This window comes from Microbacterium sp. lyk4-40-TSB-66, assembly GCF_030209475.1.
Taxonomy (GTDB): Bacteria; Actinomycetota; Actinomycetes; order Actinomycetales; family Microbacteriaceae; genus Microbacterium.
Genome location: NZ_JARVRW010000012.1, coordinates 93,727 through 110,885 on the forward strand (window position 1 = coordinate 93,727; position 17,159 = coordinate 110,885).

General features: G+C 69.9%; 21 protein-coding genes. 13 read left to right on the plus strand and 8 right to left on the minus strand.

The window, feature by feature from the left end:
• Nucleotides 1-18: 18 nt before the first annotated feature.
• The 6 genes from QRO03_RS14790 to QRO03_RS14815 all read left to right on the plus strand — a co-directional run bounded on the left by QRO03_RS14790 (nt 19) and on the right by QRO03_RS14815 (nt 5,009).
• Nucleotides 19-387, plus strand: a complete 369-nt coding sequence (locus QRO03_RS14790; protein ID WP_285138255.1) for a VOC family protein — start codon at nt 19-21, stop codon at nt 385-387.
• Between the two features lie 59 nt (nt 388-446).
• Nucleotides 447-1,292, plus strand: coding sequence for an EI24 domain-containing protein (locus tag QRO03_RS14795; protein WP_285138256.1), 846 nt, complete (start codon nt 447-449; stop codon nt 1,290-1,292).
• A 24-nt stretch (nt 1,293-1,316) separates the two neighbouring features.
• Nucleotides 1,317-1,466, plus strand: a complete 150-nt coding sequence (locus QRO03_RS14800) for a hypothetical protein (protein WP_013585971.1) — start codon at nt 1,317-1,319, stop codon at nt 1,464-1,466.
• Nucleotides 1,467-1,480: 14 nt separating this feature from the next.
• A complete protein-coding gene (locus QRO03_RS14805; RefSeq protein WP_285138257.1) occupies nt 1,481-3,145 on the plus strand; it encodes an alpha-keto acid decarboxylase family protein in 1,665 nt (554 codons plus the stop codon).
• Nucleotides 3,146-3,203: 58 nt separating this feature from the next.
• Nucleotides 3,204-4,307, plus strand: a complete 1,104-nt coding sequence (locus QRO03_RS14810) for a class I SAM-dependent methyltransferase (protein ID WP_285138258.1) — start codon at nt 3,204-3,206, stop codon at nt 4,305-4,307.
• 147 nt (nt 4,308-4,454) lie between these two features.
• Nucleotides 4,455-5,009 (plus strand): hypothetical protein, encoded by a 555-nt coding sequence (locus QRO03_RS14815; protein ID WP_285138259.1) that lies wholly within the window; start codon nt 4,455-4,457, stop codon nt 5,007-5,009.
• Nucleotides 5,010-5,175: 166 nt separating this feature from the next.
• Here QRO03_RS14815 and QRO03_RS14820 read toward each other — a convergent pair whose 3' ends face one another.
• Both QRO03_RS14820 and QRO03_RS14825 read right to left on the minus strand, forming a co-directional pair.
• Complete coding sequence (locus QRO03_RS14820) at nt 5,176-5,640, minus strand: DUF3817 domain-containing protein (RefSeq protein WP_285138260.1); 465 nt, start codon at nt 5,638-5,640, stop codon at nt 5,176-5,178.
• 82 nt (nt 5,641-5,722) lie between these two features.
• Nucleotides 5,723-5,905, minus strand: coding sequence for a hypothetical protein (locus QRO03_RS14825; protein WP_285138261.1), 183 nt, complete (start codon nt 5,903-5,905; stop codon nt 5,723-5,725).
• 41 nt (nt 5,906-5,946) lie between these two features.
• On the opposite strand from QRO03_RS14825, the gene QRO03_RS14830 reads away from it, so the two are divergent.
• Together QRO03_RS14830 and QRO03_RS14835 are read left to right on the plus strand one after the other, a co-directional pair.
• Complete coding sequence (locus tag QRO03_RS14830) at nt 5,947-6,972, plus strand: FUSC family protein (protein WP_285138262.1); 1,026 nt, start codon at nt 5,947-5,949, stop codon at nt 6,970-6,972.
• Nucleotides 6,973-6,977: 5 nt separating this feature from the next.
• A complete protein-coding gene (locus tag QRO03_RS14835) occupies nt 6,978-7,463 on the plus strand; it encodes a hypothetical protein (protein ID WP_285138263.1) in 486 nt (161 codons plus the stop codon).
• A gap of 24 nt (nt 7,464-7,487) precedes the next feature.
• Here the strand turns inward: QRO03_RS14835 and QRO03_RS14840 are convergent, their stop codons facing one another.
• On the minus strand, nt 7,488-7,925 hold the full coding sequence (locus tag QRO03_RS14840; protein ID WP_285138264.1) for a YybH family protein: 438 nt from the start codon (nt 7,923-7,925) through the stop codon (nt 7,488-7,490).
• 56 nt (nt 7,926-7,981) lie between these two features.
• Here QRO03_RS14840 and QRO03_RS14845 point away from each other — a divergent pair, with 56 nt between their 5' ends.
• Entirely contained in the window at nt 7,982-8,848 is an 867-nt protein-coding gene (locus tag QRO03_RS14845; RefSeq protein ID WP_285138265.1) for a PfkB family carbohydrate kinase, read from the plus strand.
• A complete protein-coding gene (locus tag QRO03_RS14850) occupies nt 8,845-9,771 on the plus strand; it encodes a nucleoside hydrolase (protein ID WP_285138266.1) in 927 nt (308 codons plus the stop codon). Before QRO03_RS14845 ends, QRO03_RS14850 begins: the two co-directional genes overlap by 4 nt.
• Nucleotides 9,772-9,796: 25 nt before the next feature.
• Here the strand turns inward: QRO03_RS14850 and QRO03_RS14855 are convergent, their stop codons facing one another.
• Nucleotides 9,797-10,621, minus strand: coding sequence for an SDR family NAD(P)-dependent oxidoreductase (locus QRO03_RS14855; protein WP_285138267.1), 825 nt, complete (start codon nt 10,619-10,621; stop codon nt 9,797-9,799).
• 57 nt (nt 10,622-10,678) lie between these two features.
• Here QRO03_RS14855 and QRO03_RS14860 point away from each other — a divergent pair, with 57 nt between their 5' ends.
• Together QRO03_RS14860 and QRO03_RS14865 are read left to right on the plus strand one after the other, a co-directional pair.
• Nucleotides 10,679-11,221, plus strand: a complete 543-nt coding sequence (locus QRO03_RS14860; RefSeq protein WP_285138268.1) for a TetR-like C-terminal domain-containing protein — start codon at nt 10,679-10,681, stop codon at nt 11,219-11,221.
• A 152-nt stretch (nt 11,222-11,373) separates the two neighbouring features.
• A complete protein-coding gene (locus QRO03_RS14865; RefSeq protein ID WP_285138269.1) occupies nt 11,374-11,550 on the plus strand; it encodes a YegP family protein in 177 nt (58 codons plus the stop codon).
• 65 nt (nt 11,551-11,615) lie between these two features.
• Here QRO03_RS14865 and nrdF read toward each other — a convergent pair whose 3' ends face one another.
• Genes nrdF through nrdH form a run of 4 tightly spaced genes read right to left on the minus strand, consistent with a single transcriptional unit; the run spans nt 11,616 to nt 15,477 of the window.
• Nucleotides 11,616-12,590, minus strand: coding sequence for a class 1b ribonucleoside-diphosphate reductase subunit beta (gene nrdF, locus QRO03_RS14870; protein WP_055956927.1), 975 nt, complete (start codon nt 12,588-12,590; stop codon nt 11,616-11,618).
• Nucleotides 12,591-12,636: 46 nt separating this feature from the next.
• Nucleotides 12,637-14,793: a class 1b ribonucleoside-diphosphate reductase subunit alpha gene (gene nrdE / locus QRO03_RS14875; RefSeq protein WP_285138270.1), complete on the minus strand. Its 2,157-nt coding sequence runs from the start codon at nt 14,791-14,793 to the stop codon at nt 12,637-12,639.
• On the minus strand, nt 14,775-15,215 hold the full coding sequence (gene nrdI / locus QRO03_RS14880) for a class Ib ribonucleoside-diphosphate reductase assembly flavoprotein NrdI (RefSeq protein WP_285138271.1): 441 nt from the start codon (nt 15,213-15,215) through the stop codon (nt 14,775-14,777). The genes nrdE and nrdI overlap by 19 nt, the downstream gene beginning before the upstream one ends.
• A gap of 28 nt (nt 15,216-15,243) precedes the next feature.
• Nucleotides 15,244-15,477 carry a glutaredoxin-like protein NrdH gene (gene nrdH, locus QRO03_RS14885; RefSeq protein ID WP_055838040.1) on the minus strand — a complete coding sequence of 78 codons (234 nt, stop codon included), beginning with the start codon at nt 15,475-15,477 and terminating at the stop codon, nt 15,244-15,246.
• A 387-nt stretch (nt 15,478-15,864) separates the two neighbouring features.
• Between nrdH and QRO03_RS14890 the strand changes: the two genes are divergently transcribed.
• Nucleotides 15,865-17,070, plus strand: coding sequence for an MFS transporter (locus QRO03_RS14890; RefSeq protein WP_285138272.1), 1,206 nt, complete (start codon nt 15,865-15,867; stop codon nt 17,068-17,070).
• Nucleotides 17,071-17,159 lie beyond the last annotated feature (89 nt).

Genomic DNA, 17,159 nt, shown 5'->3' on the forward strand with positions numbered 1-17,159 from the left:
CATCGAGAGGAGCCGCTCATGGAGTGGAAGATCGAGCTCATCTTCGTCCCGGTGACGGACGTCGACCGGGCCAAAAAGTTCTACGAACGGATCGGGTTCCACCCCGACCACGACCACCAGATGACCGACGAGTTGCGGTTCGTGCAGATGACGCCGCCGGGGTCGGCGTGCTCGATCGCCTTCGGCACCGGTCTCGGGATGACGCTCGAACCCGGACGTCAGGACACGATCCAGGTGGTCGTGTCCGACGCCGATGCCGCACTCGCGCAGCTGCGGGAGGCGGGGGCGGAGGCCGAGGGGGTCGACGAGCAGCAGTGGGGGCGCTTCGTCACCTTCGCCGATCCCGACGGCAATCGCTGGACGCTGCAGCAACTCCCATCGTCCTGAGGCGCGTGGCCGCCGTCGACGCGGGCGGCCGGTCGACGCGGGTCTGCCAGACTTCCGGCATGCGCGAATTCCTCGCCGGGGCAGGACTCCTGCTCCGCGGTCTCGGCCAGTGGCGTCGGACGCCCGGGGCGATGGCGCTCGGGCTCATCCCCGGAACCGTCGTCGGAGTCGTCTTCCTCGCGGCGCTCATCGGGTGGGGTCTGGCGTTGCCCGGTCTCGTCGACGACTGGACGCCGTTCGCCGACACGTGGAACCCGTTCTGGGCCGACGTCGTGCGCACGGCGATCGGCGTCGCCTCCTTCGGCGCCGCCCTCCTGGTGGTCGTGGTGTCGTTCACGGCGGTGACCCTCGCGGTCGGCGAGCCCGTCTACGACCGCATCTGGCGGGCGACCGAGCGGAGCGCGACGGGCACCGTGCCCGACGCCGACTACGGCTTCTGGCGCGCGGTCGGCGACAGCGTACGTCTCATCCTCCGCGGCATCCTGGCCGCGGCGCTCGCGTGGCTCATCGGACTCGTCCCGTTCGTCGGCGGCGTGCTGGGTTTCAGCACCGGCGTCGTGCTCACCGGCTGGTTGCTCGCCGACGAGCTCACCTCGCGGTCCCTGTCGGCGCGCGGGTTCGACCGCCGAGCGCGGCGTGCGATCATCCGTGAGCACCGCGGCCGCGCCCTGGGCTTCGGGGTGGCGACGCAGCTGTGCTTCCTCGTCCCCCTGGGCGCCGTCGCGGTCATGCCCGCCGCGGTGGCCGGGAGCACCCTGTGGACGCTCTCGGCCCTCGACGGCAGGCGAGCGCTCGGCACCCCCGCCGGCACAGGCCCGGCCATCGCGACACCCGACGCCCCGGCCGCGCCCCGCGCCGCCACGCCGACCTCCCCGGCGAACCGTCCCGCCGACCCGGCACGATAGCCTGGACCGACCGAAGGGATCTTCATGTTCATCGTCTCGCTCATCCTGTTCGTCGGCGGCATGCTGCTGACGGGACTGTCGTTCTCGCTCGCCGCTCCCGCGCTGTTCTTCGCGCTCGGCATCATCCTCGTATCGGCCTCGCTGGCCCTCCCCTTCCACTTCGGCACCCGGTAACCGGTAGGGCGGCCATGACGACGTACACGGTCGCCGATTACCTGCTCGACCGTCTCGCCGAGGCGGGTGTGCGACACCTGTTCGGGGTGCCGGGAGACTTCACTCTCGCCTTCCTCGACCACGTCGAGCGCCACCCCCTCGTCGAATGGGTCGGGTGCGCCAACGAGCTCGGCGCCGGGTACGCCGCCGACGGTTACGGACGTCTGCACGGCCTCGGTGCGCTCAGCACGACCTTCGGCGTCGGCGAACTCTCGGCGATCAGCGCCGTCGCCGGCAGCTACGCCGAGCATGTGCCCGTCGTCCATGTGGTGGGCGCGCCGACCACCGCGGTGCAGGCAGCCGGTCGGGCGAGTCACCACTCCCTCGGCGACGGCGACTTCGGACACTTCGCCCGCATGACCGTCGAGGTCACCGCCGTCCAAGAGGTGCTGTCGGCCGAAGACGCCCCCGCGCAGATCGACCGTCTCCTCGCCGAAGTGCGTCACCGACGTCTGCCCGGCTACCTCCTCGTCCCGGCCGACGTCGGCGAAGCCCCGGCCGAACCGCCGTCCTCGCCGCTCCCCGACGCCGACGTGGTCACCGATCCCGTCGTGCTCGCCCGTTTCCGCGACGCCGTCGCCGCCCGTCTCGAAGCCTCCGACACCGTCGCCGTGCTCGCCGACATCCTCGTGGCACGCCTCGGCGCCGAAGACGCGCTCCACGGCCTGCTCTCGCACGGGATGGCCCACGCCTCTCTGCTCTGGGGCCGCCGCGTCGTCGACGAGTCGGCATCCGGATACCTCGGCTCGTACCTCGGAGCCGCCAGCGCCCCCGCGGTGCGCACCGGTATCGAGGGGGCCGACCTGCTCGTGCTGGCCGGCGTGCAGTTCACCGACCTCACCACGGGCTTCTTCTCGCAGCGCATCGACACGGCCCGCACGGTCGAGATCCGCGGCGAGCACGCGCGGGTCGGCGACGACGACTATCGCCCCCTCGCGATGCGCGATGCGCTCCACGCCGTGGCCGCCGAGGTGGCGGTGCGGGGCGACCGCTTCCGCGCGGACGACTCCGCGTCGATGCAGGCTCCCCCGCGCACACCGGATGCCGACGGCCCCCTCTCGCAGCGGGCCCTCTGGCACGAGGTGGCGGCATTCCTCCGCGAGGGAGACACGGTCCTGGCCGATCAGGGCACCTCGTTCTACGGCATGGCCGGGGAACGCCTCCCCCACGGCGTCGTCTTCGGCGGCCAGCCGCTGTGGGCCGCCATCGGCTTCACGCTCCCCGCGATCCTCGGCGCGGCCCTCGCGCGGCCCGAGCGACGCCCGGTACTACTCATCGGCGACGGTGCGGCGCAGCTGACCGCGGCCGAGCTCGGCACGCTCGTGCGCCATGACGTGCCCGCCGTGATCGTCGTCGTCGACAACGCCGGTTACACCGTCGAGCGCGTGATCCACGGGCTGCACGAGGAGTACAACGACATCGCCGCGTGGGACTGGACGACGCTGCTGAGCGCCATGGACCCTGCCCGTTCGACGACCGGCGTGCGGGTCGACACCGCCGAAGACCTGCGGCGTGCGCTGGCCGATGCGCGGGCGTCGTCGTCGCTGACGCTCATCCAGGCGGTCGTGCCGCAGGACGACGTGCCGCCCGTGCTCGCGGATCTCGCCGCCGCGGCCGCCACCGCGAACCGCCGCGCCTGAGCCCCGCCGCGGGACACGCGCTGCGGAGGCGCCCGCCCGACACGGGTACCGTTGCACGATGCCTTTCTCGTTCGACGCCCTCCGTCGCCGCCCCGACCTCGAGGGCCCCGATCTCGTGGCCGTCGACGCCGCCGACCGCCTGATCCTCGACGAGTCGGCCGACGCGCGCGCGGCTCTGCCCGAGGGCACCCTCGTCGTGATCGGCGACACGCACGGCGCGCTGACCTTGGCCGCGGCGGACGGGGGCGCCCGCGGCATCCGGGTCCATCAGGACGAGCTCCTCGGCGAGCAGGCCCTCGCCGCGAACGCCGCCGAGGCGGGGCTCGACACTGCTTTTCTTTCGCACCCGCTGAACGCGGCGCTGCTGGTCGGCGCGCGCGTGGTGCTGCTCCGCCTTCCGCGCTCCCTGCGAGCGCTGGCCGACATCGCGGGTCTCATCGCGCTCCACGCCGACCCCGAGGTGGTGGTGTTCGCGGGCGGACGACTCAAGCACATGACCGTCACTATGAACGAGGTGCTGCGCGACCGTTTCGATCGCGTCGACGTGTCGCACGCCCGGCAGAAATCCCGCGTTCTGATCGCCCGCCACCCCCACGACGGGGGCGAACCCGTCGCGGAGGCGGCCGAGGTCGACGGCATCCGGGTGCGCGCCTTCGGCGGCGCGTTCGCCGGCGCCTCGATCGACATCGGCACCCGTCTGCTGCTCGCCCACCTGCCCGAACCGCGGGCGTCCGAGGCGATCGACCTCGCCTGCGGCACGGGCGTCGTGGCGGCGGCGCTGGCGGTGCGGCATCCCTCGCTCCGGGTGCTCGCGTGCGATCAGTCGGCGATCGCCGTGGCCTCCGCGCGGGCGACGGCGGCCGCCAACGGCGTGGATGATCGCGTGCGCGTCGAGCGTGACGACATGCTGCGTTCGCACCCGGATGCCACGGCCTCTTTCATCGCGCTCAACCCGCCGTTCCACGCGGGAGCCGCCGTCGCCGACGCACTTGCGCCCCGGATGTTCGTCGACGCGGCGCGCGTGCTGCGTGCGGGAGGTGAGCTGTGGACCGTGTGGAACTCCGCCCTGCAGTACCGCCCGATCCTCGAGCGCGTCGTCGGGCCCACCCGGCAGGTCGCGCGCGACCGCAAGTTCACCGTGACCATGTCGACGAAGCGCTGACGTCGGCCGTCTGCTCTCCCGCGCTTCACCGCCCCGCCGGCACTCGCCTCACCCCGCCGGCACCTCGGCGCTGCCTCGCCGTGGCGCGTCAGTGGCGCCGCGGCGCGCCCGAGCGTAGATTCGCAGTCGTCCACGAGGAGGTGCGGCATGCGTGTACGCACGATCACCGCGACCCTCAGCGCCCTGGGCGTCGTCGTCGGTCTGCTCGCGACGGGCCCTACCGCCACGGCGGGAGTCTCCCCCCTCCCCCTTTCGGAGAGCGTGTCGTCGCCGCTGCTCGCCGATTGCTCGAGCATCACCGGCAACGGTCGCGGCTACGCCCGGCTGCACGACATCGCGTTGTGCGGCGCCGACACCATCCCGCCCGATGAGCCGCTGCGCGTCGAGGCCGTCGGTGGCGAGGAATGCGGATCGGCCACCCTCACCCTCACCAGCCGGGGCGGCGGGCTCGCCACGGTCGCGTGGCGGGTTGCATCCACCTCTGGTCCCATCCTCGACGTCGAACTCGACGCGTCGCTCTCAGGCCGGGCGGGCGGTTCGATGCGCAGGTTCTCGGTGCGCGAACCCTCGCTGCACGCCACGGGGTCCTCGGTCGCGCTTCTCGGCTCCGGCCAGGCGACGGCGACTCTGTCGGGAACCGTCGAGACCTTCACCGCCACCTGTCGCATCGCCCCGGCGAGCGTGCGGATGCACCTGCGGTGATGGTCCCCGCTCTTGCGTCGCCGACACGACGCAGGAGTTCCGCGACCGTGAGGGCTCCGAGGGGTCATATGCCGACGGCAGGTCCACAGGGTTCCTGCGTTGTGTCCGTCGCATCCTGCGACCCTCCGCTCAGATCGCACCGAGAGCGGATCCCCCGTCCGACGGGCTAGCCCTTGCCGCCGGGCGGGCCCACGACGAGCAGCACCACGAAGACCACCGCGACGACGGCGACCAGCGCGACCGCCAGCGCCCCGGGACGCCGCAGGAAGAAGCGCAGCATCCGATCGATCGGACGCCGGTCCCGCGTGTCCGCGGTCTCCTCCCGCCGCCACGCACCGCGGAGGCGCCCCGTGCGCTGCAGCCATATCTCGGTCGGAACCGTCGCGTAGGGAATGATCGCGCTGACGACGGCCAACGCCGTCGGTCCGACCCCCCACCGCTGGTTCAGGGCGACGAGCACCGCGGTGGCGCCGTAGGCGAGGAACACGAACCCGTGGATGCCGCCCCCGATCGTCACCGCGAGGGGCAAGTCGGCCGCGGCGCGCAGGATCAGCCCGCCGATCAACAGGGTCCACGAGACCGCCTCGGCGATCGCGAACGTACGGAACAGGTTCAGGGGCGTGCGGAACACGTCTCTCCTCGGGCGGGTCGGGACTTCCCACCCTACGCAGGGGTGCCGTCCCCGCGTGGCCGCTCGCCTCGACGTCGAGGAGTCACTCGATGGGCTGGTCGTCGCCCTCCAACGAGGGATCGGACTTCGCCCCCTCCGCCGCGGTCGTCGTGTCGGGTTCGGGCCCGGGCTCGATCGGGGGCCTCTCGCGTTCGGCATCCATACCATCAGCCCACCAGAGATCCTCGACCGGATGCCACCACCTTGACGCGCCGACGGGCGTCATCCGACCCTGGGTGGAGCCAGGGTGGAGCGTAGGGTGGTCGGGTGGCGGAATCCCGGGGACGCGTGTGGACCGGGGTCATCCGGGTCGGACCGCGCGCGGGCGATCACCGCGTGGCCGTCCGTGCTGTGCTCAGCGTCGGGGTCCCCCTCGTCGTCCTGCTGCTGATCGGTCGTCTCGACCTCAGCGTGTACGCCAGCTTTGGCGCGTTCGCGGCGCTGTACGGCCGCACAGACAAGCCCCGGCCGCGCGTGATCATGCAGGCGACCGCGGGCGCGATCCTCGTCTCCTCGATGCTCATCGGCACGGTCGTCTCGGCGCTCGGGAGCCCGGCCGTCGCGGGCGTCGTCGTGGTCGCCTCCCTCGCTTCGGCCGTCACCCTCTTCGCGTACCGTGCCCAGTGGCATCCGCCCGGTGCGCTCTTCGCGGTCTTCGCCGGCGGGGCGACGGCGAGCCTCCCGGCCACGTGGTCATCGCTGCCGCTCGTGGTCATCGTCGGCGGTGCGAGCGTGGTGTGGAGTCTCGTCGTCACGGTCGGTCTCGTGCTCGCGCGCCGCGGATCGTGGGCGCGGCCGACCCGTTCGCGCCCGGTGATCGGTCCGGTCGCGTGGGAGATGGCGGCGACCGTCGGTGCCGCCGCCCTGCTCGCGGGCATCGCCGGCGCGCTCTTGGTGGGCACCCACTGGTACTGGGCGATGGTCGGAGCGGTCGCGGCCGTCGGCGGGGCGCACGTGACGGCCCGCCTGATCCGCGGCGCGCAGCGCCTGGTCGGCACGCTCCTTGGCGTGCTGATGGCGGCGGGACTCCTCGCCCTCCACCTCCCGCCGTGGCTCGTCATCCTCGTGGCCGTCGCGCTGCAGGCCGCGTCCGAGCTCTACGTCGGCCGCAACTACGGCATCGCGATGATCTTCATCACCCCGCTCGCGCTGCTGATGATCTCGCTCGCCTCCCCGGCGACGCCGGAGATGCTGCTGCGCGACAGGGTGATCGAGACGCTCATCGGCGTCGCGGTGGGTACGGTCGTCGCCATCGTCTCCGCGGTACTGCGCCGTCGATCCTCGAGGAGCTGACCCCCATGACCGCCACGACCGCCAAGCCCCTCGGTCACATCGCCGCCGAACGCATCAGCGCGGGGTGCTACGGCGCACTGGTGTCGGCATCCACCCTCGTCGGCCTGGGCAGCTCGGACCTCGGGGTGGTCATCGCCGTCGTCGCGCTGACGAACGTCGTGTACTTCGCCACCCATGTCTTCGCCTACTCGGTCGGCGACACGTCGTCGGAGCGCCCGTCGAAGATCGTCGCCCACCACCTGCGCGTCAGCGCGCCGATGGTGTCGGTGACGTTCCTGCCGCTCCTGGTCGTGGTGGCGCTGGTCGCGTTCGGAGTCGACCTGCCGACGGCGCTGCTCTGGGGCGTCGGCGTGGCGATGTCGTACCTCGTCGTCGTCGCCACCGCCGGAGCACGCCTGCGCGGCTACTCCGTCCTCGGCGTCGTGCTCACGGCGATCGGTGCGGCGCTGATGTCGGCTCTGCTGATCGTGGCGAAGCTGCTGCTGCATTGAAGACCGGATGACGCGACCGCTGCCTCACACAGCAGTCGTGGTGTGGTCGCCGTGACGGTGGACGATGCGCCACACGCCGTCCTCCCGACGCCAGACCTGCGTCACGCGCACGACGAACGGGCGGGGCTCCGCGCCGTCGACCGACAAGGTCCCGCGCTCGCGGCCGGCCGTCATCGCCCAGTCGTCGCCGACGAGCACGCGATCGTACTCGGGCACGAGAGCTCCGCCGGCGAATCGTCGGGCCACCGCCTGCAGGGTCGTCTGCACGTCCGCGGCGGTGGTCGCGTGCGTGCCGAATCCGCCCATCAGAGTGGCGTCGTCGGTCGCCGTCCACAGCGCCGCAAACGGATACGGGTCGCCGCGGCCCATAGCCTCCAGGGCCTCCGCCACCGCGCGGAGCGCCTCGTCGAAGGTCACCGGCCGTGCGGGGTCGACGGGTGCCGACGGACTCTCGATCGTCATGGACACATCGTCGCCGACCCCCCGCCGCCGCGCCACCGCCCCGAGGACGACCGGCCATGACAGGGTGGATTCTCGTGACCCCTCCTCCCCCGACGCCCGCCCTGACCGTGGTCGGCGCGATCAACGTCGACCTCACCGCCCGCGTCGAACGAGCACCCGCCGCGGGTGAGACCGTCGCCGACGGCGTGCTGCATCGCGGACCCGGCGGCAAGGGCGCGAACCAGGCGGTCGCCGCAGCCCGTCTCGGAGCCGCCGTGCGCTTGATCGGCGCCGTGGGCGACGACGCCGAGGGGCGCGGCATCCGGGATCGACTCGCCTCCATCGGTGTGGATGCAGCGGGCGTCCAGACGACGGATGCCGCCACCGGCACCGCGCTCATCGTCGTCGACGCGACGGGTGAGAACTCGATCGTCGTGTGCCCCGGCGCGAACGCGGCGATCGACGCCGATGCGCTCGACATCGCACCCGGCGCCGCGGTGCTGATGCAACTGGAGGTGTCGGATGCCGTGGTCTCGGCCGCCGCAGAGGCCGCCGGGTTCTTCGCGCTCAACGCCGCGCCCGCGCGGTCCCTCCCCGCGGGGGTGTGGGAGCGCTGCGACCTGGTCATCGTCAACGAGACGGAGTACGCGCAGCTGCCCGAGGTGCACGACGCCCCGCTGCTGTGCGTCACGCTCGGGGCGGACGGCGCGCGCCTCTACCGGCACGGCGAGCTGGCGGCGTCCTCCCCCGGCGTCGCGACGACCGTCGTCAACACCGTCGGCGCGGGCGATGCGTTCTGCGCGGCGCTCGTCGTCGGCCTGCTGCGCGGTGACGCACCCGACGACGCGCTGGCGCGCGCGTGCGCCGTCGGTGCGGCGGCCGTGGCCGACGACGCTTCGCAACCCGCCCTCCAGCCCCTCGACGGCTACGGGGTGTCGCGATGACCCGTCGCCCGATCCTCGTCGACTGCGACACCGGCATCGACGACGCCCTCGCCCTCGCCTACCTGTTGGCCGAGCCCGCGGTCGAGATCGTCGGCGTGACGACGGTGTCGGGAAACACGGATGCCGCCCGCGCAGCCGCCAACACCCTGTCGCTGTTCGAGTTGGCCGGCGCGGACGACATCCCCGTCGCCGTGGGGGCGCACGACTTCCGCGGCCGTCCGTATGCGGGCGGTGCGCCGCACGTGCACGGTGACGACGGGGTCGGCGGCATCGCCCTCACCGCGGCGGCCCGCGCCCACGACGCCCGCGCCGCGGTCGAGCTGATCGACCACCTGGCGTCGCGGCATCCGGATCTCACCGTGCTCGCCCTCGGTCCGCTCACCAACCTCGCCGCCTACGCCGAGGCGCCCGGCGTCGCCCGTTTCGACCGCCTCGTCGTCATGGGCGGGGCCTTCGCGCACTCGGGCAACGTGACGGCGTGGGCCGAGGCGAACATCCACAACGATCCCGAGGCCGCGGCCGTCGTGTTCGCGCAGGACTGGGACACAACCCTCGTCCCCCTCGACGTCACCATGACGCAGACCCTGGATGCCACCGACCTCGTGCGCCTCGAGGCGATCCCCGGTGCGCTCCCGCAGGCGTTGGCCGCGATGCTGCCGCTGTACCTCGACTTCTACGCGGGACGCGTGTTCCCCGACCGGCGCTGCGCCCTGCACGATCCGCTCGCCGCGATGGTCGCGGCGGGTGCATTGCGGGGTGTCAGCGTGTCAGCGGGCCAGGTCGAGGTGCGGCTCGAGCGCGGCGAGCGCGGTCGCACGGTGTCGTCGCGCGGCTCGTCGACGCAGCGCTGGGTGCGTGGCATGGAGGGTTCGGCGGTGGAACTGCTGCTGGGGCGGCTGGAGGGGCGGGAGTGGCCGGGGTGATCCGGCGCGGCGGCTCAGCCGTGCGTCATCCGGTTGCGAAGCGGGTGTCGCGGGCGTAGTCCCGACGACGTTCGGAGAGAGCGGCGCTGACCTGCGCGGGAGCGTCCTCGCCGACCAGCACACGCAGCCGGTCATCGTCTCCGTCGCACACGCGGCGGAAGATCGCGTCGGCCGCGTCATCGGGGTGGGTCCCCCCGGCCGATTCGCCGGTAGGAAGCCACGGCACCTCGGTGGTGCCGAAGAGCTGTGCGCGAAGCGTGTCGTACTCGGGCAGGGGGTGACCGAAGCGCATGCTCCCCCCGGCCCAGTCGGTGTCGAGGGCACCGGGTTCGATGAGCGATACCCGGATACCGAAGGACCGCACCTCGGCGGCCAACGCCTCGCTGAACCCTTCCAGCGCCCACTTGGATGCGTTGTAGAGCCCGAGCAGAGGCATCGTCCCCACCGCTCCCACCGTGGAGATCTGGACGATGTGTCCGGTTCCCTGCGCGCGCATGATGGGGATCGCCGCCTGACTGAGCCAGAGAGGACCGAGGGTGTTCGTCTCGATGATCGACCGAGCATCGTCTTCGGATACTTCTTCCGCGGCGCCGATCAGTCCGTACCCGGCGTTGTTCACGAGCACGTCGAGGGACCCCATCCGAGAGGCCGCCGTTCCGACCACCTCGAATGCCGCCGTCCTGTCCCGCACGTCGAGGGCCAGGACGCTCAGTCGATCGTGAGCCGGCAGGCTGTGGTCGCCGCGAACGGTGGCCACCACGCTGTGCCCGGCCGAGAGGGCTCTCAGGGTCAGTGCACGGCCCAGCCCGCGATTGCCTCCGGTGATCAGCCATGTCTTCGGCGAGGTCATGAGGACACCCTAGGTGAATGTGGACGCTGCGTCTCGTTTCGTCGGTAAACTCACGGTATGGCCCGTCCGACCACCCGCAGGAAGGTGCACGAAGCCGTCCTCGCGCTCGCACGCGAGAGCCGCGTCGGCTCCCTCACCATGGAGGGTGTCGCCGCCCGCGCGGCGGTCAGCAAGCAGACCCTGTACCGCTCGTGGCCGACGACGGGCGCGATCCTGTTCGACGCCCTGCTCGCCCGCAGTGAGGGCGCGCAGGGTGAGACCGTCGTCCCCGACACGGGTGATCTCGGCGCCGACCTCGACTCCCTGGCCACGGCGATGGTCGCAGAGCTCACCGACCGCACGGTCGAGCCTCTCCTCCGCGCCGTGACCGCCGAGATCCAGACGGATGACGTGCTGGCGACGCAATATCGCGAGATGCTCCTCTCGGTGCAGATGTCGGCGATCGGCCATCGCCTACGCCGGGCCGGCGTCGCGGACCCCGACGAGGTCGCGGAGTTGTTCGTCGGGCCGATCCTGCACCGCTGGCTTCTGCGTTCGCGCCCGTTCACCGCGGACTGGGTCGCGCGGCACGTCGCGCGGACGGTGCGGGTGGCGGGCTAGCCGACACCCTCGATGAGCCGGCGCCATCGGCCGTGAGCGCGCAATGGAGCTTCGGCTGGGCGGTGGGAGTGGCCGGGGTGACCCTCATTGCACCGCCGGGTCGTCAGCGCCATGATGGCCTCACTCGCAGGAGCTCCAACGGGGGAGGAACCATGACAGGCAAGTACGAGCTCTACTCCGACAAGGCGGGCAAGTTCCGCTTCCGCCTCAAGGCCGGAAACGGCCAGGTCGTCGCGGTGAGCGAGGCCTACGAGTCGAAGGCATCCGCTCGCAGCGGCATCGCATCGGTGAAGGCGAACGCCGATTCGGAGACGGTCGATCTGACCTGAGCGTCACATGACGGAGGGGCCCCGCGCGATCGCTCACGCGCGGGGCCCCTCCGTCACGACCGGGTTCAGAAATCCCAGTCGTCGTCTTCCGTCGCCTCGGCCTTGCCGATGACGTACGACGAGCCCGACCCGCTGAAGAAGTCGTGGTTCTCGTCGGCGTTGGGCGAGAGGGCCGACAGGATCGCCGGGTTCACGTTCGTCACCGACGACGGGAACATCGCCTCGTAGCCGAGGTTCATCAGCGCCTTGTTGGCGTTGTAGTGCAGGAACTTCTTGACGTCTTCGCTCAGCCCGACCGAGTCGTAGAGGCTCTGCGTGTACTGCACCTCATTGTCGTAGAGCTCGTACATCAGCGAGAACGTGTAGTCCTTGAGGTCCTGACGACGCGCCTCGTCGACGGTCTCGAGACCACGCTGGAACTTGTAGCCGATGTAGTACCCGTGCACGGCCTCGTCGCGGATGATGAGGCGGACCAGGTCGGCCGTGTTCGTCAGCTTCGCGCGGCTCGACCAGTGCATCGGCAGGTAGAAGCCCGAGTAGAACAGGAACGACTCGAGCAGGGTCGACGCGACCTTTCGCTTGAGCGGGTCGTCGCCTCGGTAGTAGTCCATGACGATGCGCGCCTTCTTCTGAAGGAACTCGTTCTCGCTCGACCAGCGGAACGCCTCGTCGATCTCCTTCGTCGAGCACAGCGTCGAGAAGATCGACGAGTAGCTCTTGGCGTGCACCGACTCCATGAACGCGATGTTCGTGTAGACGGCCTCCTCGTGCGGGGTGAGCGCATCGGGGATGAGCGAGACGGCGCCCACCGTGCCCTGGATCGTGTCGAGGAGCGTCAGCCCCGTGAACACGCGCATGGTGAGCGTCTGCTCCTCGGGGGTGAGCGTGTTCCACGACTGGATGTCGTTCGACAGCGGCACCTTCTCGGGGAGCCAGAAGTTGTTCACCAGACGGTTCCAGACCTCGAGGTCCTTGTCGTCTTGGATGCGGTTCCAGTTGATGGCCTGCACGTGGTTCAGCAGCTGCAGCTTCTCAGCCATGGCGTTCCTGCGTCCTCTATCGGTGTGTCAGTCGGGGGTCAGTGGCTCAGAGCATGCACGAGACGCACTCGGTCATGTCGGTGCCCTCGAGCGCCAGCTGGCGGAGGCGGATGTAGTAAATGGTCTTGATGCCCTTGCGCCACGCGTAGATCTGCGCCTTGTTGATGTCGCGCGTGGTGACAGTGTCCTTGAAGAACAGCGTCAGCGACAGGCCCTGGTCGACGTGCTGCGTCGCGGCGGCGTACGTGTCGATGACCTTCTCGTAGCCGATCTCGTACGCGTCCTGGTAGTACTCCAGGTTCTCGTTCGTCATGAACGGCGCCGGGTAGTAGACGCGCCCGAGCTTGCCTTCTTTGCGGATCTCGATCTTCGACGCGATCGGGTGGATCGAGCTCGTGGAGTTGTTGATGTACGAGATCGAGCCGGTGGGGGGCACCGCCTGCAGGTTCTGGTTGTAGATACCGTGCGCCTGCACCGACGCCTTCAGCTCGCGCCAGTCGTCCTGCGTGGGGATCTGCACGCCGGCGAAGAGCTCCTTCGCCTTGGCCGTCTGCGGCGCCCACACCTGGTCGGTGTACTTGTCGAAGAACTCCCCCGACGCGTACGTCGAGTTCTCGAAGCCGTCGAAGGCCGTGCCGCGCTCGATCGCGAGGCGGTTGGAGGCCCGCAGCGCGTGGAACAGCACCGTGTAGAAGTAGATGTTCGTGAAGTCGATGCCCTCTTCGGAGCCGTAGTAGACGTGCTCCCGAGCGAGGTAGCCGTGCAGGTTCATCTGGCCGAGGCCGATGGCGTGCGAGCGGTCGTTGCCGTCTTCGATCGAGCGCACCGAGGCGATGTGGCTCTGGACGCTGACGGCGGTGAGGGCACGGATCGCCGTCTCGACCGTGAGGCCGAGGTCGCCGCCGTCCATCGCCAGGGCGATGTTCATCGACCCGAGGTTGCACGAGATGTCCTTGCCGATCTCGGCGTAGGAGAGGTCTTCGTTGTACGTCGTGGGCGTGTTGACCTGAAGGATCTCCGAGCACAGGTTCGACATGTTGATGCGACCGGCGATGGGGTTCGCCTTGTTCACCGTGTCTTCGAACATGATGTACGGGTAGCCCGACTCGAACTGGATCTCGGCGAGCGTCTGGAAGAACTCGCGCGCGTTGATCTTCGTCTTCTTGATGCGAGGGTCGTCGACCATCTCGCGGTACTTGTCGGTGACCGAGATGTCTCCGAACGGCTTCTTGTAGACCTTCTCGACGTCGTACGGCGAGAAGAGGTACATGTCTTCGCCGTTCTTGGCGAGCTCGAAGGTGATGTCGGGGATGACGACGCCCAGCGACAGCGTCTTGATGCGGATCTTCTCGTCGGCGTTCTCACGCTTGGTGTCGAGGAAGCGCAGGATGTCGGGGTGGTGCGCGTTGAGGTACACCGCGCCGGCGCCCTGACGGGCTCCCAGCTGGTTGGCGTAGCTGAAGCTGTCTTCGAGCAGCTTCATCACGGGGATGATGCCCGACGACTGGTTCTCGATCTGCTTGATCGGAGCCCCGGCCTCTCGGATGTTCGACAGCAGCAGGGCGACGCCGCCACCGCGCTTCGACAGCTGCAGCGCGGAGTTGATGCCGCGGGCGATCGACTCCATGTTGTCTTCGATGCGCAAGAGGAAGCACGACACGAGCTCGCCGCGCTGCGCCTTCCCGGCGTTGAGGAAGGTGGGGGTGGCCGGCTGGAAACGGCCCGAGATGATCTCGTCGACCAGCTGCACGGCGAGACGCGGGTCGCCGTCGGCGAGGGCGAGGGCGGTCATGACGACACGGTCCTCGAAGCGCTCGAGGTAGCGCTTGCCGTCGAAGGTCTTCAGCGTGTAGCTCGTGTAGTACTTGAACGCGCCGAGGAACGTCTCGAAGCGGAACTTGGCGCCGTAGGCGCGGTCGTTGAGCTCCTGGATGAACTCCATCGAGTACTTCGCGAGCACGGTGGGCTCGTAGTACTCCTTCTCGACGAGGTAGTCGAGGCGCTCCTTGAGGGAGTGGAAGAACACGGTGTTCTGGTTGACGTGCTGCAGGAAGTACTCCCGCGCGGCGCGCTTGTCGGCGTCGAACTGGATCTTGCCGTCGGCGTCGTACAGGTTCAACATCGCGTTGAGGGCGTGATAATCCAGTCCCTCGAAGCGCGCCTCGGTCTTGAAGTCCACGTCGGTCAGCTCAACTTCCACCATCGTTCCAATCCCTCGGTGACCCGCTCGACATCGTCGGGGGTGCCGAAAACTTCCAGCCGGTAAAGGTGCGGCACCGCGCACTTGCGCGCGACGATGTCACCGGCGAGGCAGAATGCGTCGCCGAAATTCGTGTTTCCCGCGGAGATGACCCCGCGGATGTTGCGTCGGTTCCGCTCCTCGTTGAGGAACCGGATGACCTGCTTGGGGACCGCGCCCTTCTCGACGCCCCGGCCGGCACCCCCACCGTAGGTGGGAGTGACCAGCACGAAGGGTTCGTCGACCTCGAGGGCCGGGTCGGTCGGCAGCAGCGGAATGCGCACGGCCCGCTTTCCGAGCTTCTCGATGAAACGCGCGGTGTTGCCCGACACGCTCGAGAAGTAGACCAGGAGCGGAGCCTCGGTCGCCGACATGACAGCGCTCATGACAGGGGTCTGAGAGCGTGTCGAGGGGTCAGGCGAGACGTGACGCCAGCTCGTCGATCTTGTCGGGGCGGAAGCCCGACCAGTGGTCCTCGTCGGTGATGACGACGGGTGCCTGCAGGTACCCGAGCGACTTGACCTGCTCGAGCGCCGACGGGTCTTCGGACAGGTCGAGCACGTTGTACTCGATGCCCTTGGAGTCGAGTGCGCGGTAGGTCGCGGTGCACTGGACGCAGGACGGCTTGGTGTAGACCGTGATCGCCATGTCGTTCTCTCTTTCCCCTGGAAAATCGTCGTCCGGACGGGCAGTGCCCGCCGGGACCTCAATACTACATATGGGTGCGGACATCGGAAGGCACCACAAGGGGTAGTAGTTACATCCGTGTGATTTTCCACCGTCTCTCCCCATGTACAACACAGGTTGTCCACGTTTTCATCCACAGATCGGCCCCCTTCCGGCGTCGTGTTAACAGGCGCGATTCCGCGGTTGTCGCGATGCGCGCCGGTCGTTGTCCACAGATCGGACGCTAGACGGGGGTTCCGACATCGCACAGGCCGGCCATTTCGGTGATCGGCGTGTCGCGGCGTGTCGCGGCATCCGGTGCATGACGGGCCCGAGGCGCGTGTCGGAGGTCGGCTGTAGCGTGGTGCGGTGGCCGGCTACCGCGTACTCCTTCGAACCCCCGGCGTGGGGCGGATCATCGCCGCGCAGTTGACGGCACGCTTCCCCAACGGCATGACGAGCCTCGCGGTGCTGCTGCACATCGAGCACGTCACCGGTTCGTACGGGGCCGCCGGTCTCGTGCTCGCGGCCACGAGCATCGGCCAGGCCGTCGCCGGCCCCGTCACGAGTCGGTGGATGGGCGTCTGGGGCATGCGGCGCGTGCTCTCGGTGACGCTGTTGGTGTGTGCGGCGGCGATCGCGACCCTCGCCCTCATCGAGATGCCCCTGCCGCTCTACATGGTGCTCGGACTCGTCGCCGGACTCTCGACCCCTCCGGTCCAGTCGGCCGTGCGCACCATCTACCCCAAGATGGTGCCGTCGAAGCAGCTCACGCCGCTGTATTCGCTCGACGCCTCACTGCAAGAGATCATCTGGGTGCTCGCGCCCGTGGTCATCACCCTCGTCGCCACCCAGGTCGGCACCGTTCCAGGCCTGCTGCTAGTGGTCGTGATCCTCCTCGGCGGGGGCGCGTGGTTCATCTTCAGCCCCGAGGTGGGCCGTGTCCGCATCCCCCGCAGCCGTCGCGCGCTCGGCCGGGTGCTCGCCAAGCCGCCCGTGATCCTCGCCACCGCGACCGGGTTCCTGCTCATCGGCGCGTGCGCGGCCGTCGAGGCCGGCGTCGTGGCGACGTTCGACCACGGCGGTCTCGAGGCAGGTCTCATCCTCGCGGTCTTCGCCGTGGGCAGCCTCGCGGGCGGACTCTCGTTCGGGCACATCCCGATCGGTCCGTGGGCCATGGCCCGTCGCTTCGCGATCGTCGCCCTCGGCCTGTCACTGACCATCGTGTCGCTGAACGCCTGGTGGCTCGGGGCCACCCTGATCGTCGCCGGCGCCGGCATCGCGCCCGCCCTCGCGGTCATGTTCGCCATGACTTCGGCGAGCGTGCGTTTCAGCGAGACCGCCGAGGCCTACGGCTGGATCGGCACCGGTCAGCTCATCGGTGCCGCCGCCGGCTCGGCCGTCGCGGGCTTCCTCGTCGACGGTGTCGGGCCCACCGGCGCGTACATCGCAGCCGCCGGCTTCGCGGTCGTCGGGTTGATCGTCTCGGCCGTGTTCGTCCGAGGCTTCCCCGACCTCCGGCACCGCGACTCGAGCCCGATCCCCGACACCGAACCGGTCGAGACCATCACCTGACCCCGGATGCCGGCGGGGCCGGCATCCCCTCTCCCCCCCCCCCCCCCCCCCCACCCCGACCCCCCGCCGCCGCCCCCGCTCCAGTCGCC

What these genes read in the sequence shown, in the direction of transcription:
- nrdE (WP_285138270.1), bottom strand. Translation starts at nt 14,793, where the DNA reads ATGGTGGAAGTTGAGCTGACCGACGTGGACTTCAAGACCGAGGCGCGC.
- nrdH (WP_055838040.1), bottom strand. Translation starts at nt 15,477, where the DNA reads ATGGCGATCACGGTCTACACCAAGCCGTCCTGCGTCCAGTGCACCGCG.
- QRO03_RS14815 (WP_285138259.1), top strand. Translation starts at nt 4,455, where the DNA reads ATGCGTGTACGCACGATCACCGCGACCCTCAGCGCCCTGGGCGTCGTC.
- QRO03_RS14805 (WP_285138257.1), top strand. Translation starts at nt 1,481, where the DNA reads ATGACGACGTACACGGTCGCCGATTACCTGCTCGACCGTCTCGCCGAG.
- QRO03_RS14835 (WP_285138263.1), top strand. Translation starts at nt 6,978, where the DNA reads ATGACCGCCACGACCGCCAAGCCCCTCGGTCACATCGCCGCCGAACGC.
- QRO03_RS14855 (WP_285138267.1), bottom strand. Translation starts at nt 10,621, where the DNA reads ATGACCTCGCCGAAGACATGGCTGATCACCGGAGGCAATCGCGGGCTG.
- nrdF (WP_055956927.1), bottom strand. Translation starts at nt 12,590, where the DNA reads ATGGCTGAGAAGCTGCAGCTGCTGAACCACGTGCAGGCCATCAACTGG.
- QRO03_RS14845 (WP_285138265.1), top strand. Translation starts at nt 7,982, where the DNA reads ATGACAGGGTGGATTCTCGTGACCCCTCCTCCCCCGACGCCCGCCCTG.
- QRO03_RS14865 (WP_285138269.1), top strand. Translation starts at nt 11,374, where the DNA reads ATGACAGGCAAGTACGAGCTCTACTCCGACAAGGCGGGCAAGTTCCGC.
- QRO03_RS14800 (WP_013585971.1), top strand. Translation starts at nt 1,317, where the DNA reads ATGTTCATCGTCTCGCTCATCCTGTTCGTCGGCGGCATGCTGCTGACG.
- nrdI (WP_285138271.1), bottom strand. Translation starts at nt 15,215, where the DNA reads ATGAGCGCTGTCATGTCGGCGACCGAGGCTCCGCTCCTGGTCTACTTC.
- QRO03_RS14860 (WP_285138268.1), top strand. Translation starts at nt 10,679, where the DNA reads ATGGCCCGTCCGACCACCCGCAGGAAGGTGCACGAAGCCGTCCTCGCG.
- QRO03_RS14790 (WP_285138255.1), top strand. Translation starts at nt 19, where the DNA reads ATGGAGTGGAAGATCGAGCTCATCTTCGTCCCGGTGACGGACGTCGAC.
- QRO03_RS14810 (WP_285138258.1), top strand. Translation starts at nt 3,204, where the DNA reads ATGCCTTTCTCGTTCGACGCCCTCCGTCGCCGCCCCGACCTCGAGGGC.
- QRO03_RS14825 (WP_285138261.1), bottom strand. Translation starts at nt 5,905, where the DNA reads ATGACGCCCGTCGGCGCGTCAAGGTGGTGGCATCCGGTCGAGGATCTC.
- QRO03_RS14840 (WP_285138264.1), bottom strand. Translation starts at nt 7,925, where the DNA reads ATGACGATCGAGAGTCCGTCGGCACCCGTCGACCCCGCACGGCCGGTG.
- QRO03_RS14850 (WP_285138266.1), top strand. Translation starts at nt 8,845, where the DNA reads ATGACCCGTCGCCCGATCCTCGTCGACTGCGACACCGGCATCGACGAC.
- QRO03_RS14795 (WP_285138256.1), top strand. Translation starts at nt 447, where the DNA reads ATGCGCGAATTCCTCGCCGGGGCAGGACTCCTGCTCCGCGGTCTCGGC.